Annotated in this window: 11 protein-coding genes; 5 read left to right on the top strand and 6 right to left on the bottom strand. The window is 70.5% G+C overall.

From position 1 onward, the window contains the following. Positions 1 to 8 precede the first annotated feature (8 nt). Positions 9 to 3,473: a ThuA domain-containing protein gene (locus ACN263_RS15760; RefSeq protein ID WP_422735044.1), complete on the top strand. Its 3,465-nt coding sequence runs from the start codon at positions 9 to 11 to the stop codon at positions 3,471 to 3,473. Between the two features lie 167 nt (positions 3,474 to 3,640). Here ACN263_RS15760 and ACN263_RS15765 read toward each other — a convergent pair whose 3' ends face one another. Next, the gene (locus ACN263_RS15765) at positions 3,641 to 4,042 is read right to left on the bottom strand and encodes a hypothetical protein (protein ID WP_422735045.1); all 402 of its coding nucleotides are present in this window, start codon (positions 4,040 to 4,042) and stop codon (positions 3,641 to 3,643) included. Between the two features lie 40 nt (positions 4,043 to 4,082). Between ACN263_RS15765 and ACN263_RS15770 the strand changes: the two genes are divergently transcribed. The 3 genes from ACN263_RS15770 (at position 4,083) to ACN263_RS15780 (ending at position 6,439) form a co-directional block, all read left to right on the top strand. Then, positions 4,083 to 4,883, top strand: a complete 801-nt coding sequence (locus ACN263_RS15770; RefSeq protein WP_422740722.1) for a GntR family transcriptional regulator — start codon at positions 4,083 to 4,085, stop codon at positions 4,881 to 4,883. Positions 4,884 to 4,885: 2 nt separating this feature from the next. Then, positions 4,886 to 5,605 (top strand): PP2C family protein-serine/threonine phosphatase, encoded by a 720-nt coding sequence (locus tag ACN263_RS15775; protein WP_422740723.1) that lies wholly within the window; start codon positions 4,886 to 4,888, stop codon positions 5,603 to 5,605. A gap of 78 nt (positions 5,606 to 5,683) precedes the next feature. After that, entirely contained in the window at positions 5,684 to 6,439 is a 756-nt protein-coding gene (locus ACN263_RS15780) for a hypothetical protein (protein WP_422735046.1), read from the top strand. A gap of 52 nt (positions 6,440 to 6,491) precedes the next feature. On the opposite strand, the gene ACN263_RS15785 is transcribed toward ACN263_RS15780, so the two are convergent. Continuing rightward, the gene (locus ACN263_RS15785) at positions 6,492 to 9,566 is read right to left on the bottom strand and encodes a S8 family serine peptidase (RefSeq protein ID WP_422735047.1); all 3,075 of its coding nucleotides are present in this window, start codon (positions 9,564 to 9,566) and stop codon (positions 6,492 to 6,494) included. 453 nt (positions 9,567 to 10,019) lie between these two features. Between ACN263_RS15785 and ACN263_RS15790 the strand changes: the two genes are divergently transcribed. Continuing rightward, entirely contained in the window at positions 10,020 to 10,895 is an 876-nt protein-coding gene (locus tag ACN263_RS15790; protein WP_422735048.1) for an NAD(P)-dependent oxidoreductase, read from the top strand. Here the strand turns inward: ACN263_RS15790 and ACN263_RS15795 are convergent. From ACN263_RS15795 to ACN263_RS15810, 4 genes are read right to left on the bottom strand one after another with little or no spacing between them, the layout of a single operon-like run. Continuing rightward, positions 10,892 to 11,863, bottom strand: coding sequence for an acyltransferase domain-containing protein (locus tag ACN263_RS15795; RefSeq protein WP_422735049.1), 972 nt, complete (start codon positions 11,861 to 11,863; stop codon positions 10,892 to 10,894). The two genes, ACN263_RS15790 and ACN263_RS15795, sit on opposite strands and share 4 nt — an antisense overlap. 47 nt (positions 11,864 to 11,910) lie before the next feature. Then, a complete protein-coding gene (locus tag ACN263_RS15800) occupies positions 11,911 to 12,714 on the bottom strand; it encodes a sugar phosphate isomerase/epimerase family protein (protein ID WP_422735050.1) in 804 nt (267 codons plus the stop codon). Continuing rightward, positions 12,711 to 13,865: a dihydrodipicolinate synthase family protein gene (locus tag ACN263_RS15805; RefSeq protein ID WP_422735051.1), complete on the bottom strand. Its 1,155-nt coding sequence runs from the start codon at positions 13,863 to 13,865 to the stop codon at positions 12,711 to 12,713. Before ACN263_RS15805 ends, ACN263_RS15800 begins: the two co-directional genes overlap by 4 nt. Continuing rightward, positions 13,862 to 15,013, bottom strand: a complete 1,152-nt coding sequence (locus ACN263_RS15810) for a Gfo/Idh/MocA family protein (protein WP_422735052.1) — start codon at positions 15,011 to 15,013, stop codon at positions 13,862 to 13,864. The genes ACN263_RS15805 and ACN263_RS15810 overlap by 4 nt, the downstream gene beginning before the upstream one ends. Positions 15,014 to 15,022 lie beyond the last annotated feature (9 nt).

Raw genomic sequence — 15,022 nt, forward strand, 5'->3', positions numbered from 1 at the left:
GCGCCCCCATGCCCAAACACCTGCGCGCGTTCTGCCTCATCCTGCTCGCCGTCGCCACCGTACTGACCACCACCACCGCCCTACCCGCTGAGGCGGCCCCCCGCTTCCGGGTGCTGGTCTTCTCGAAGATCACCAACTTCTACCACGACTCGATCCCGGCCGGCGTCGCCGCGATCCAGCAGCTCGGGGCCACGCACAACTTCGAGGTGGTCGCCACCACCGACGCGGGCGCCTTCACCGACGCCAGCCTCGCCACCTTCGACGCCCTCGTCTTCAACAACACCAACTCCACCCCCACCTCGGGTGACCTGCTCAACGCCGGCCAGCGCACGGCGTTGCAGACGTTCATCCGCAACGGGGGCGGCTGGGCCGGCCTGCACGCCGCCTCGGCCAGTGAACGCGACTGGCCCTGGTACGAGGGTCTGGTCGGCACAATCTTCGACTACCACCCCGACTTCTCGGCCACCGGCGGGACGTACCCCGGGCGGGTGAAGGTCCTCGACCGCGCCCACCCCTCCACCCGCAACCTGCCGGAACTGTGGGAACAGAGCGAGGAGTGGTACAACTGGCGGACCAACCCGACCGGCAACGTGCACACCCTCGCGCAGATCAAGGTGCGCGACGGGATCAGCGGCCTCGACGAGGGCGTCGACCACGCGTACTCCTGGTGCCAACGCTACGACGGCGGCCGGTCCTGGTTCACCGCCGGTGGGCACGCCAGCGCCCAGTTCAGCAGCGCCACGTTCCTGGAGCACCTGCGCTACGGCATCGAGTGGGCCGCGGGCGCGGTCGCGGGCGACTGCTCGGCGACCAAGACCGGCACCTTCGAGCGGGTGGGTCTGGTCACCGAGAACCTGGCCGACCCGTTCGAGCTGGCCGTCGCACCCGATCGCAAGGTCTACTACATCCAGCGCACCGGTGCGCTCAAGGTGGTCGACTCGGACACGCTCCAGGTCACCACGCTGCTCGACTTCGCTTACACCTCGGCGATGACCGACCAGTCCGACGGGCTGCTCGGGATGACCCTGGACCGCAACTTCGCCAGCAACGGCTGGGTCTATCTGCTCTGGTCGGACAAGACCCTGAAACAGCTCAACCTCTCCCGGTTCACGGTGGCCAACAACAGTGTCGCGCTCTCCTCGGAGAAGCGGCTGCTGACCGTCCCGACGTACCGGGGCGTGGGTCGGGCCAACTCGCACATGGGCGGTTCGCTGGCCATGGACGCGGCCGGCCGCCTGTACGCCGCGATCGGCGACAACACCGACCCGTTCGCGTCCAGCGGCTACACCCCGATCGACGAGCAGTCCGGCCGGGCCGCCTGGGACGCCCAGGGCACCGCCGGCAACACCAACGACCTGCGCGGCAAGATCCTGCGGATCACCCCGCAGGCCGACGGTACGTACACCGTGCCCAGCGGCAACCTCTTCCCGGCCGGCACCGCGCGGACCCGACCGGAGATCTACGCGATGGGCATGCGCAACCCGTTCCGGATCACCATCGAGCCGGGAACGAACGCGGTGCTCGTCGGTGACTACGGCCCGGACGCCCGCGCCGCGGATCCGAACCGTGGACCGGAGGGGACCGTCGAGTTCAACCGAATCACCACCGCCGGCAACTACGGCTGGCCGTACTGCGTGGGCAACAACATCCCGTTCAACGACTACAACTTCGCCACCAGCACCTCCGGGGCGAAGTTCACCTGCGCGGCGCCGGTGAACAACTCCCCCAACAACACCGGCCTGACCACCCTGCCGGCGGCGAAGCCGGCGTTGGTCTGGTACGCGTACTCCGCCTCCACCCAGTTCCCCGAGGTGGGCACCGGCGGTGGCGGCCCGATGAGCGGCCCGGTCTACGACTTCGACCCGGCGAACACCCGTACCACCAAGTTCCCGGAGTACTTCGAGGGCAAGTGGATCACGTACGAGTTCACCCGCAAGTGGTTCAAGACGCTCTCGATCCACAGGACGGCGCAGACGTTCAGCAACTCGCGCTTCGCGCCCACCGCCGTCGGCGACCTCCAGTCGATCAACGGGATCTTCGAGAACATGAGCTGGATCCAGCCCTTCGAGGCGGAGTTCGGCCCGGACGGCTCGCTCTACGTCATCGACTTCGGCGAGGGCACCGGCAGCGGTCGCGGCGGCAGCAACGCCGGCGCCGGCATCTACCGGATCGACTACGTGGCCAACGGACGGCCACCGACCGCGAAGATCACCGCCGCTCCGGACAGCGGACGTACGCCGCTGACGGTCGGCTTCTCCTCGGCCGGCACGACGGCCGGTGACGGCACCGCGCTCAGCTACGCCTGGGACTTCACCAACGACGGCAGCACCGACTCCACCGCCGCCAACCCGAGCTTCACGTACGCGGCGGCCGGCACGTTCACCGCCCGGCTGACCGTCCGCAACAGCGGCAACGGGCTGACCGCCACCGCCGTCACCGACGTGGTGGTCGGCAACACCCGGCCGACGGTCACCATCACCGTGCCGGACGGCGGGTTCTTCGACTTCGGCGACAAGATCCCGTACACGGTGACGGTCACCGACCCGGAGGACACCACCGTCGACTGCGCCAAGGTGACCGTACAGACGCAGCTCGGTCACGACACGCACGCTCACCCGCTGGACGTCTACACCGGCTGCTCCGGGCTGTTGGCCACCGAGGCCGACGCCGGTGACGGGCACGGGCCGGGGCAGAACCTCTACACCCTGATCACCGCCCAGTACACCGACGGTGGCGCGGCCGGCGGCGTACCCGCGCTGACCGGCTCGACCCGGGTCCAGCTGCAACCCAAGAGCAAGGAGGCCGAGCACTTCAGCGCCCAGTCCGGCCTCGTCGTCAACGACCGGACCACCGCCCGCGCCGGCAAGCGGCTCGGCGACGTCGACCACAACGACTGGGCGGCGTACGGACCGGTGGACCTGCGCAACATCGGCTCGGTGACGCTCGGGGTGACCAACGGCGGCCTCGGCGGCACCATCGAGCTGCGCACCGGCTCGCCCACCGGCACCCTGATCGGTACGGCCACCATCGGCTCGACCGGCGGGTGGGACAACCTGGTGTCCCCCACCGTCACACTGACCAACAAGCCGACCGGCAGCACCGTCCTGTACGCCAGGTTCGTCAACGCCGCCCAGGTCGGCGGCACACCCGACCTGATGTCACTGGACTGGATGCGGTTCAACGGCGCCGGCGTCAAGCAGGAACCGGGCGGAACCCTCTCGATCACGGCCAACCCGACCGGCGGCGCCGCGCCGCTGACCACCACGTTGACCGCGACCGCGACGGCGCCGTCCGGGCAGAGCATCACCAACTACGCGTGGGACTTCGGCGACAACAGCGCGGTGGCGCACGGCGCGACGCTGCGGTCGACGAGTCACAGCTACCCGCGCAAGGGCACCTACACCGCACGGGTGACGATCACCTACACCGGTGGCGAGACCCGCTCGCTCAACCTGACCGTCACGGTCACCTGAGGTGAATCGGTGGCGGGCGGGTCGCGCCGCCCCGCCCGCCACCGCCCACCGTGGCGGCCCGCCGCGTCGATGTGCTGGTGAGCGGTATACCGCAGAGGTATCAATATGACGCTGAGGTATACCGTCACGACCGCATCCGCCTCCCGCAAAGGTCAGGGATTGCTCGTTTAGAGGTCTTGCCGGACCTTCGCGATGTGAAGATCCAGCAATGGGCCGAAGAACCTGGCGAAGTCGTCCAGGGAGTCCGATCGGAAGATCTCCCTCGCACCATCCAGGATGGCCACCGCACCCGAGGGAAGGTCGAAGAGGTAGCCGACAGTCTTCTCGTCCCTGATGAGGACGAAAACCTGCGGCACTTCTGCCACGACAACCGTCGGCCTCTCCGGCCTCGTTGGACTGCTCACGGGCAACGCTTCTGACTCGCCACAATTTCCCGTCATGGACATCTCCCTCCTGAGGGCTCCCCACGTGCCGGTCTCGAGGGCTGACTGACTCCGGACCTCGTAGGCACCAGATTGTCTTGGGACAATCTTCAGAGATAGTGTGGGGACAATCTGCCTCAGCGTCAAGGCTTGTCTATGGACAACCGGGAAGGGCGTGGACGTGCCGGTGCACTCGCGCTACCTGAACATCGCGTCCATGATCCGCGAGCGGATCGAAGCCGGAGAATGGGAGCCGGGTGCGCGGCTGCCGACCCTCAACGACCTCGCAGCCGAGTACGACGCCAACCGCGACACCGTCGGCCGGGCCATCGCCCTGCTGGAGACCGAGGGCTACGTGTGGGCCGTCCAGGGGCGGGGCATCGCCGTTCGATACGGCACGATACGCCCACGCCGGCCCCGCGGTGATCTCGTCAAGCGCAACGCGCAGGCAACGGGGTACTCGTTCCCTTCGGCAAGCAGCCAGGAAGTGTGGGTTAGCCACGGCAAGGCCATCAACGCGCCAGCCCGACTGGACGATCCCCGCGTCGCCAAACTTCTGGGGGTAGAGCCCGGCACCGAAGTGCTTCGCCGATTTCGGGTTACCGGGCCAGCATCCGAGGCCCCGTTCCAGATCAATATCTCGTGGATTCACCCACGCGTCGCGCACATCGTCGCCGACCTGGACGCGAGCCCGGCGGCAGGCGAGTGGCTGCACCACATCGAGAACGCCGGCCACTGGCCGATCAGCTGGATAGAGATCCACCGCGCCCGGATGCCCAGCAAGGACGAAGCCGGTCTTTTGGAGATCTCCACCAACCTGCCCGTACTGGAGATCGTACGGGTCGGCACCTCGGGAGGCGACCAGAAGCCGGTCGAGGTGACCGAGTACGTCGTGGCGAGCGACCGGGTCGAAACAGTCCACGTCCTGCACCGCGACGCGAGCGCGAACGAGCCGTGGCCCGACGGCGGACCGAGTAGGAGGTCATGACCGTGACCCTCTGTCTCGTGGCGGCCAGCCGGACGCACCAGGGCCTCGTCCGCAGACGGAACGAGGACTCCCACAGCCAGGGACAGTGGCTGTACGTGGTCGCCGACGGTCTTGGCGGCCACGTCGCCGGTGACGTCGCGAGCAGCACAGTCGTCGCTGCCGTTCAGGCGTACGACCGCGCGGTGGATCCGGAAGATCTTGCTGACTTCTTGGGACGGGCCATCAACGACGCGAGCGACGAGTTACGGAGAAAGGTCCGCGAGAACCCGGATCTGGCGGGGATGGGCACGACGTTCGTCGCTCTGCTGCATTCGGGCGGTCATGCGATCGTGGCAAATGTCGGGGATTCCCGGGCCTATCTGGTCCGACGCCACGGCTCCCGCGACAACGCCCTGGTTCAGATCAGCGAGGACCACACCTACGAACACCTCGTCGCCGACGCCGAGGAGGTGCCCCATCTTTCCGGGAGGCTGGCCCGCTTCCTCGACGGACGGGCCGACGGCCGGTCGGCCGACCTGAGGCCGCTCCTGCTTCAGCCCGGCGACCGAGTCCTGTTGTGCTCTGACGGACTGAGTTCGTACGTGCCGCACGAGCAGATCCGAGCTGCGCTCGATTCCGACGACAACCCAGGAAGCATCGCCGACCAACTCGTGGGCATGGCGATCGACCAGGGTGGACACGACAACGTCACGGTAATCGTCATCGACGTGACCCGGCCGTAGCCGGCGCGCCGAGGCCGGTGCCGATCGTTTCCGGTCGACCATGGCAGGGAACTGTGCTGGTCGAGGTGAGGGGGAAACATGAGCCGGTACGCGCTGTCGCCGACCACCCGAGCGCTGATCCTGCCGTTGCTGGGCACCGTCGCGTTGAGCACCGCCTGCACGGCTGGCGAAGGAGGGTCCGACCCGACGCCGTCGGCCGCGTCGACGGCATCGACACCCACAGCCGCGCCCAGCCCGACCGACCAGCCGTCCGCGAGCGCCGGCGCGCCGACGACCATCCCGACGTCGGCCTTCGTGGAGCTACCGTCCGAGCTGCGGAAGTCTCCGCGCCGTCCGACGCGGGTCGCCGAGGCGCTGCCCACGCTGTGCGGCAACGAGTTCGGCACCGGGGGTCGACAGGTCACCGCGAGCGCGGCCATGACACTGACCTACAAGAAGGCCGGCGAGCCCGACAGCAACACGCCGCAGGGAATGATCCACCAGACCATCTTCACCTTCGAGGGGGACGGCGCCTCGGACTACCTGCGACGTCTCCGCGCCGCGGTGAAGGCGTGCCCGTCGTACGACCAGGGCGGCACCAAGGTCACGGTCGGGAGCAAGACGGTGACCGGCGTCGGGGACGAGGCGTTGCTGGTGACCCGGACGTGGCCCGCCACGAGTCTGAACGGCGAGCGTACCGGCGGCGAGGGCGCCGCCCAGATCGCCGTGGCCCGGGTCGACGGTGTGGTGACGGTCCTCGACGACCAGGGCTGGGAGGGCAGCAGCGGCAACCCGGCCACCCTGGACCGGACCCTGCGCGACGGGGTCACCGCGATCGACGCCTGGCAGCGGTAGCGAAAGCTGGTGGGGCGGCCCCGCGACGGCACCGCCCCACCAGCCGGTACGACTACTCCTGCCAGGCGCTCTGCTGGGTGGAGACGAGGTTGCCGGGGATGACCGCGCCGTTGGTGCGGTACTCGGTGTATGCCCAGAAGTCGCCCTCGGGCAGCGGCCGGTTGGGCTTCAACGTGAAGTTGAGGCTCTGACCGCGCTCGGTCGTCGACGGCATCGTCAGCGTGGCCGGCGCGTACGTGGCGTTACGGCCGATGATGGCGTGACCCAACTGGAAGTCCACCACCGGGCCGCCGGGTACCTGCGCGAACACGTACGCCGTGTAGCGCCCCGGCTCGGGCAGGAACTTGTACGCCTGCTCCGCGCTGGTCCAGTACCTGTCACTGCTGTAGACAAGGGTGTCGCCCTTGTACAGGTACAGGTCGAGGTTGGTGTTCGGATCCTCGGTGTTGGCCTCGACGATGATGGCGGCGGAGTTCGCCGGCACCGTGAAGTCGACCTTCTTCACCCCGGACGCCTTCGGGTCGAACACGCCGCCGTACACGCCGGCCGGCATCGAGTACGACTCCCGACGCATCGGCGTGTAGCCGGTGCTGCGACCGGTGATCGGCCCGCTGAAGCCCGGCTGGGCGTAGCCGTAGGACCCGCTGGTCATCCGGCCGAACTCCTCGCCGTCGTCAGCGTACGGCCGGGGGGTGATGCCCCATGGGCGGGCGGCGACCGGAATCCGGGCGCTGTGCACCTTGCCGCGCCAGGTGATCGACCCGGTGACGTACCGGTCCCAGGGGGCGCTGCCCCGGCGCAGCGTGATGGTCACCGTCGCGGACTTGCCGGGCGCGAGCGTCACCGACGCGGGCGACACCGTGACCGTCATGCCGGGCAGGCCGGACACCGAGGACCGGTAGGTCTCCCGGGTCGTGCCCACGTTGGTCAGCGTGCGCTTGATGGTCACCGGGTGGGTGCCGTCGTACTCGCGCAGCGAGATGGCCGGCAGGTTGAGCTCCTTGCCGTCCGGCTGGGCCGTCTGGCTGAACTCGACCAAATCGGCGGCGGCCGGCTCGATGACCAGGCCCGGGTCCTTGGCTCCGGCCAGGTTGATGAAGCCGCTGCCCTGGTCCAGCGGGTTGGTGGTGCCCCGGGTGTCGGTGGCGGTGGTCCGCAGGGCCGAGGCGACCGTTCCCGGCGACCAGGTGGGGTGCGTGGCACGCAGGATCGCCGCCGCGCCGGCCACGTACGGCGACGCCATCGAGGTTCCGGAGTACGCGTCGTAGGCCCGACCGAAGTTTCCGGCCGGCGAGACCGCGGCGATGATGTCCGTGCCGGGCGCGACCAGGTCCGGCTTGAAGACGCCGAAGGTGGTCTTGTCCGGGCCGGTCGAGGAGTAGTCTGCCACGCTGGGGATCCCCGGGACGCTGGAGCCGTCGCCGCCGGTGCGCAGCGACACCTTGGCGTCGGACGGGTGGCGCATCAGGTAGTTGAAGAGCGTGCCGGCCTGCTTCTCGGTGTTCAGGTAGACCACCGGGAAGTTGTAGATGGAGTTGATCCGGTAGTTGCCGACCGGGTCGAACACCACCATCGCCGTACCGCCCTTCTCCTTCACCTCCTGTGCGGAGCTGAAGGGGGTCGACAGCGCGCAGGCGACCACCTTGCCCTTGATCTTCGCCGGGTCGAGGCTGCCCGGCTCGCAGTACGCCGAGCCCTGCTCCAGCGAGCCGGCCTGGTCACCGAAGACCATCTGCCGGGAGGTGCCGCCGGGCAGCGCGTCGAGCGAGCCGCCGACCAGCTTCGTGCCGTCGCCCAGGGTGACCGTGGCCGCGTTGGTGTTGGTCACCGCCGCGCCCACCGTGGTCACCCAGGGCGCCGCGTTGCTGATGGCGCCGCTCACGATGCCGGTGTTTCCGGCCGACGCCGCCACGAAGACCCCGGAGAGCGTGGCGTTGAGGAAGGCGACGCCGATGGGGGTGTTGGCCTCCCAGTCGCCGAGCTGGCTGCCGATGGAGAAGTTCAGCACCTGCACGCCGTCGGCGACGGCCGCGTCGATGCCGGCGATGATGTCGGCGTCGAAGCCCATCCCGCCCCAGAGCACCTTGTAGACGGCGATCTGGGCGTCCGGCGCCACGCCGGAGACCGCACCGTACGACCGACCGTCGATCGTGACGTCCCGCACCGGCAGACCGGCGGCCGTGGACGCGGTGTGGGTGCCGTGCCCGGACATGTCGCGGGGGGACAGCACCTCGCCCTCGGGCACCGAGCCACCACCGGCGAGCCAGGTGTCGGCGAAGTACCGGGCACCGACGATCTTGCCGTTGCAGTGCTCCGCCACGAAGGCCACGCCGGTCTGGCAGGTGCCGTGCCACGTCTTCGGGGCGGGCATCTTCTTGGCGAACGACGCGCTCTCCGGCCAGATGCCGGTGTCCAGGACACCGACCACCATGCCCGCCCCGGTGGCCGGACCGGGCTTGGTCGGCGTGGCCGGCTTGGCCGCGGCGTCCACTGCGGACGGAGTGACGGCCGTGGAGTTCGGCGTGCCGGCGGGGGTTCCGCTCGGGGCGGCCGTGCGCGGCGTCGCCGCGCGGGTGCCCAGCGCCCGCGCGGCGGTGACGGCGCGTACCCGCTTGTCGGCCCGCAGCGCGGTCGCCTGCTTGGCGGTCAGTGTCGCCGAGAACCCGTTGAAGGCGGCGGTGTAGGCGGCCTTGACCTGGACGCCGGCCGCGGCGGCGACGGCGGACCGCTGCGCGTCGAGGTGCCGGCGGTACGCCTGCGACGGCGCCGACGTGACGTCCAGCCGGGCGCCGGGCGTGGGGCGGGTCCGCGCCAGTCCGGAAACCCCGCCGACGTACGTGGTCAGCGGCGCCTCGGCCAGCTCGACGACGTAGACCCCCGAGCCGGTGACGTCCACGGCGGACTTCGGGCTGGTCGCCTCGGCGTCGGCGCGACGGTCGGCGCCGTCGGTCAGGGTGGTGCGCTGGTCCGACCCCTTCGTGAAGTAGCCGGGGCCGCCGTTGGCCGAGGTGTCTCCGGGCGCTGCCGACGCCGTTCCCGCGACGCCGGTCGTGCCGGCGAACATCGCGACGACCAGCGTCGGTATCGCCAGTCTTCGCAGGTTTTTCCCGCTCGTGCGTGTGGACACGAGACTCCCTTCCATCGCCCCGGTGTGGGGCTTGCTCATCTGCTGCGACCCGCTTGGGAGCGCTCCCCCACCTAAGCCGTCGACGATTAATCGAGGGTTCGAGCGGTGTTACGGATCATGACGCACATAAGATCATGATGTTTCAGCCGTGCCTAGATCATGTTTTTCCGGCGCGGTTGAGGCAGAATGCCGGCCACGGCCGGCGTCACATCCCGACCACGCAAGGCGATCCGCACCCACGGCAGCCCTGGTGGGTCCGCGAAACGGGTCGGCGCACGCCGCACTGCCACTCAACCCGGAGCGCGAATCGTCGGATCTTTTTACCGGCCACCGGTCGGCGGCCCGGCCGACGAGCCTGGCCCTGGCGTTACCAGGACAACCGGGAACCCGGCTGACGGCGACCAACCGGGTGACAGTGTTCTCGTCAGTGTGACGCGAGAGGAGACGACAACCATGACAGAGCAGATCAGCCTCGATGGTCACCCAGGCGGGCGTCAGATGATGGCCGTCGGTTTCATCGGGCTGGGCGACCAGGGCGCCCCGATGGCCCGCGCGGTGGGTGAGAGCGCCCACGACCTGCACGTCTGGGCCCGTCGTCCGGAATCGCTGGCAGCGCTTGAGGGGACGCCGTACACCGTGGCAGCTACGGTCGCGGAGCTGGCTGGAAGGGTCGACGTCCTGCTGCTGTGCCTGCGCGACGACAACGACATCGCCGACCTGCTGGACCATCGTCAACTCCTGGACGGCCTGCGTCCCGGCACCGTGGTGGTCAATCACGGCACCGGCGACCCCACCGAGAACGTGGCGTTCGGGGATCGCTTCGCCGCGCACGGTGTGGCGTACCTGGACGCTCCGGTCAGCGGCGGCGGACCTGGCGCCCGGTCGCGGACCCTGACCACCTTCGTGGGCGGTGACCAAGCGGCCTACGACCGCTGTACGCCGATCTTCGACACGTTCTCCCGCCTGGTGGTGCACATGGGTCCGGTCGGCACCGGCCAGCTCACCAAGCTGCTGAACAACTCCATGACGATGAGCAACCTCAAGAACGCCGCCGACATGCTGCGCATCGCCGAGAAGTTGGACATGGACATCCCGGCGCTGATCACGGCACTCTCGGTGAGCAGCGGGGCCAGCTTCATGCTCGGCGCGCTGAACACCGAGATCACCCCCGACCTCGCGCCCCACCTGCAGACGCTCATGCGTAAGGACATCGAGCACTTCGCCGATGCGGTCCGGGCGCGCGGGCTCGACCCGAGCGAGCTGCGCGACCGCGGGCTGGCCGGCGCGGACAGCCTCGTCGAGGCCGTCGCCATCGTCGCCGGCCGCTAGCGGGCCACCTCCGGTGCGGGCGCGTCGATCGGGAAGCGACCCTGCCGCCACTGCCAGTGCCGGCCGGCCGACAGGTGGTCGACGATCGCGCGTTGCAGGGCGGTGCGGCGCGGCAACTCGTCCAGCGGCGTGGTCAGCGTCCGGAACACGAACCGCAGCACCTCGACGTCCGCGTCCAGCCCTTCCGGCTCCTCGTAGGGCGCCAGCTCGAACCGTCGCTGGAAGCGGATGATGTTGGAGTCCTCGGGCAGGTACTCGCGCAACTGGGGATCGAGCAGCCACGAGCCGCAGGAGAACGCCGCGTACCGCTCGTCGGGGAAGTGCCGCGCGAAGAAGGCGCGGCCCTCGTCGAGTGACGCCGTGACCGCCGCCGGGGTCAACGGCCCCGCGTCCGGGATGTGCAGGCCGATGGCACCGTCGCCGCGATGGTGCTGCAACCGGCCCAACTCGTAGACGGCGCCGCGGACGTGCAGCGTCAGCCAGCTCTGCATGACCGGCCAGCCCTCGCCGCGCATCCGCCGGTCGACGGCGAGGTTACGGCCCAGGTCGGCGAGGGTCGCCCAGGACACCGCGTCGGGAACGCCGTGGTCGCGGTGGTAGCCCCGGACGACGTCGACCAGGGCGAGGTACGCGTAGACGTAGAGGTGCCGCCAGGCGAGGCCACGGTCGCGCGGCAGCTCCGGGCCGGGCGGCAGCCAGACGTACCCGCCGAGATCGGCGCGGACCAGCGCAATCGAGCGGTCCAGCAGCCAGCGCAGCTCCGACGTCCACAGTGGCGAGTCGTCGTCCGGCCAACCCGCGATGATCTCGGCGGCGTCGTCCGGCGGCACCGCGAGCCGGTCGAGGATCGCCGGCGCGTCCGCCTTGGCGGGCAGCGGGGCCGAGGGCCGGTCACCGGCGAGCTGGTGCACCCGCTCGACGGCGTCGACGGGCACCCCGAGCAGCCCCGCGGTCCCGTTCAGATCCATGCGCCCGACCCTACCGCCGACCGGCGTACCCCTGTGCCCCACGCCGATCAGACGACATGGCGCAGGTAGCCGGCGATCGCGGCGTCGAGCACCTGCGCGCCCGGCCGCGCCCAGACCTCGGCGGAGAAGACCTCCACCTCGATCGGGCCTCGGTAGCCGGCCGCGTCCACCGCCTCACGCAGCCGCCGCAGCTCGATGCACCCGTCGCCGGGCAACGCCCGGCCGAGCAGCACCCCCTCCGGTAGAGGTGTCACCCAGTCGCAGACCTGGAAGGCGGCGATCCGCGCGCCGGCCCGGGCGATCTGCGCGTACACGGTGTCGTCCCACCAGACGTGGTACGCGTCGACGACCACCCCGACCACCGCCGGATCGAACCGCTCGGCGATGTCGAGCGCCTGGCCGAGGGTGGCGATCACGCAGCGGTCGGCGGCGAACATCGGGTGCAGCGGTTCGATCGCCAGCCGTACCCCGGCCGCCGCCGCGTGCGGGGCCAGGTCGGCGATCGCGTCGGCGACCTGACGGCGGGCGCCGTCGACATCCCGGCTACCCGTGGGCAGTCCGCCGGAGACGAGCACCAGTTCCGGTGCGCCCAGCGCGGCCGCCTCCTCGATGGCCCGCAGGTTCTCCGCGCGCCAGCCGTCGGCGGTGAAGAAGCCGCCCCGGCACAGCGACGTGACGCTGAGACCGGCGTCGCGGACCAGCTTCGCCGAGCGGGCCAACCCGTACTCGGCCACCGGCTCCCGCCACAGCCCGATGCCCGGTACGCCGGCCGCCACACAGCCGGCGACCACGTCGGGCAGCGGCCAGCGCTGGGCGGTGGCCTGGTTGAACGAGAACCGCGCGAGACTCATTGAGCAACTCCCGCCACGGTGAAGAACGCCCGGGCGCGGGCGGCGGCCAGTTCCGCGTCGGGCAGCAGCCCGGCCTCGTCGGCGAGGGTGAGCAGGGTCGCCAGGTGCGCCGACGAGCGGCCGGACTGCGCGCCGCCGACCATCGTGAAGTGGTCCTGGTGCCCGGCCAGCCACGCCAGGAACACGATGCCCGTCTTGTAGTGCCAGGTCGGCGCCGCGAACAGGTGCCGGGCCAGCGGCACGGTCGGCGCGAAGATCTCGTCGTACGACGACAGGTCCCCCCGATCCAGAGCGGCCAGCGCGGCGGCGGCGGCCGGGGCGATGGCCGCGAACACCCCCAGCAGCGCGTCGGAGTGACCCACCTCGTCCCCCCGGATCAGCTCCGGGTAGTGGAAGTCGTCGCCGGTGTAAAGGCGCACCCCGGCCGGTAGCCGACGCCGCAGCGCCACCTCCCGGTCGGCGTCGAGCAGCGACACCTTGACGCCGTTCACGGTGGACTGGTGCGCCTTGATCAGCTCGACCACCGTGTCGGCGGCCAGGTCCAGGTCGACGGACCCCCAGTAGCCGGTGAGCGCCGGATCGAACATCGGACCCAACCAGTGCAGCACCACCGGCTCACCGGCGGCGGTCAGCAGCTCGTCGTACACCCGCAGGTAGTCCTCGGCGTCGCGGGCGGCGGCGGCCAGGTGCCGGCTGCACATCAGCACCGGCCGGGCGCCGGCGGCGCGGACGTCGTCGAGCTGTTCACGGTAGGCGGCGGTGACCTCGGCCAGGGTGACCGGGCCGGGCGGGAGCTGGTCGGTGCCGACCCCGGCGACGATCCGCCCGTGCACGGCGCGGGCCTCGGCGGCGCTGCGCCGGATCAGCTCCCGGGTCGCCGGATAGTCCAGCCCCATTCCCCGCTGGGCGGTGTCCATCGCCTCGGCGACCCCCAGCCCGTACGACCACAGGTGCCGCCGGAAGGCGAGGGTGGCGTCCCAGTCCACCGCCGCCGGGGCGCCCGGCACGTTCTCCGCGCCCGGGTCGGCGACCACGTGCGCGGCGGCGTACCCGATCCGGCCGGTCGCCGGCGCGGCCGGGCGGGCGAATCCGCCGGTCCCGGTGAGTCGGTGTCGCCGCCCGCCCGGCAACGCCACCTCGACGGCCCTCACGGGTGCAGCTCCGGGACCTCGACCCGGACGCCCTCGCGGGCGGCGCGGAGCCCCAGCTCGGCGAGCTGCACGCCACGCGCGCCGGCCAGGAAGTCCCACCGGAACGGCTCACCGGCCACGACGTGCCGCAGGAAGGCCTCCCACTGCACCTTGAAGCCGTTGTCGAACTCCTCGTTGTCAGGCACCTCGGACCACTGCGCGCGAAAGTCCTCGGTGACCGGCAGGTCCGGGTTCCACACCGGTTTCGGGGTCACCGCCCGGTGCTGCACCCGGCAGCCGCGCAACCCCGCGACGGCGCTGCCCTCGGTGCCGTCGACCTGGAACTCGACCAGCTCGTCGCGGTACACCCGCACACCCCACGACGAGTTGATCTGCGCGATCACGCCGCCGTCGAGTTCGAAGATGGCGTACGCGGCGTCGTCCGCGGTGGCCGCGTAGGTACGGCCGTCCTCGTCGACCCGCTCGGGCACGTGGGTGGCGGTCACGCAGGTGACGGCGGTGACCCGGCCGAACAGCTCCTGGAGCACGTAGTGCCAGTGCGGGAACATGTCGGAGGTGATGCCGCCGCCGGACTCGGCGCGGTAGTTCCAGGAGGGGCGCTGGGCCGGCTGCCAGTCGCCCTCGAAGACCCAGTAGCCGAACTCGCCGCGCACCGAGAGGATCCGGCCGAAGAAGCCGCCGTCGACGAGCCGCTTGAGTTTGCGCAGCCCGGGCAGGAACAGCTTGTCCTGCACCACGCCGGTACGGACACCGGCCGCGTCGGCGGCGCGGGCCAGGTCGAGCGCGGCAGCGGTGTCCTCGGCGAGCGGCTTCTCGGTGTAGATGTGCTTGCCGGCCTCGATGGCCTGGCGGATCGCCTTCTCCCGCTGCTGGGTGACCAGGGCGTCGAAGTAGATCTCGACGTCGTCGCGGGCCAGCGCGGAGGTCAGATCGGTGGTCCAGTCGGTGAGGCCGTGCCGCTCGGCGAGTTCGCGGAGCTTGGTCTCGTTGCGTCCCACCAGGACCGGTTCCGGCCAGATTCTCGTGCCGTCGGCCAACGTCACGCCGCCGGCCTCGCGGATGGCCAGCAGGGACCGGACGAGGTGCTGGCGGTAGCCCATCCGTCCGGTCACGCCGTTGACGATGATGCCGATCGACCTGCGGGTCATGATGTTCCC

The organism is Micromonospora sp. WMMD729, from assembly GCF_049315225.1.
Taxonomy (GTDB): domain Bacteria; phylum Actinomycetota; class Actinomycetes; order Mycobacteriales; family Micromonosporaceae; genus Micromonospora.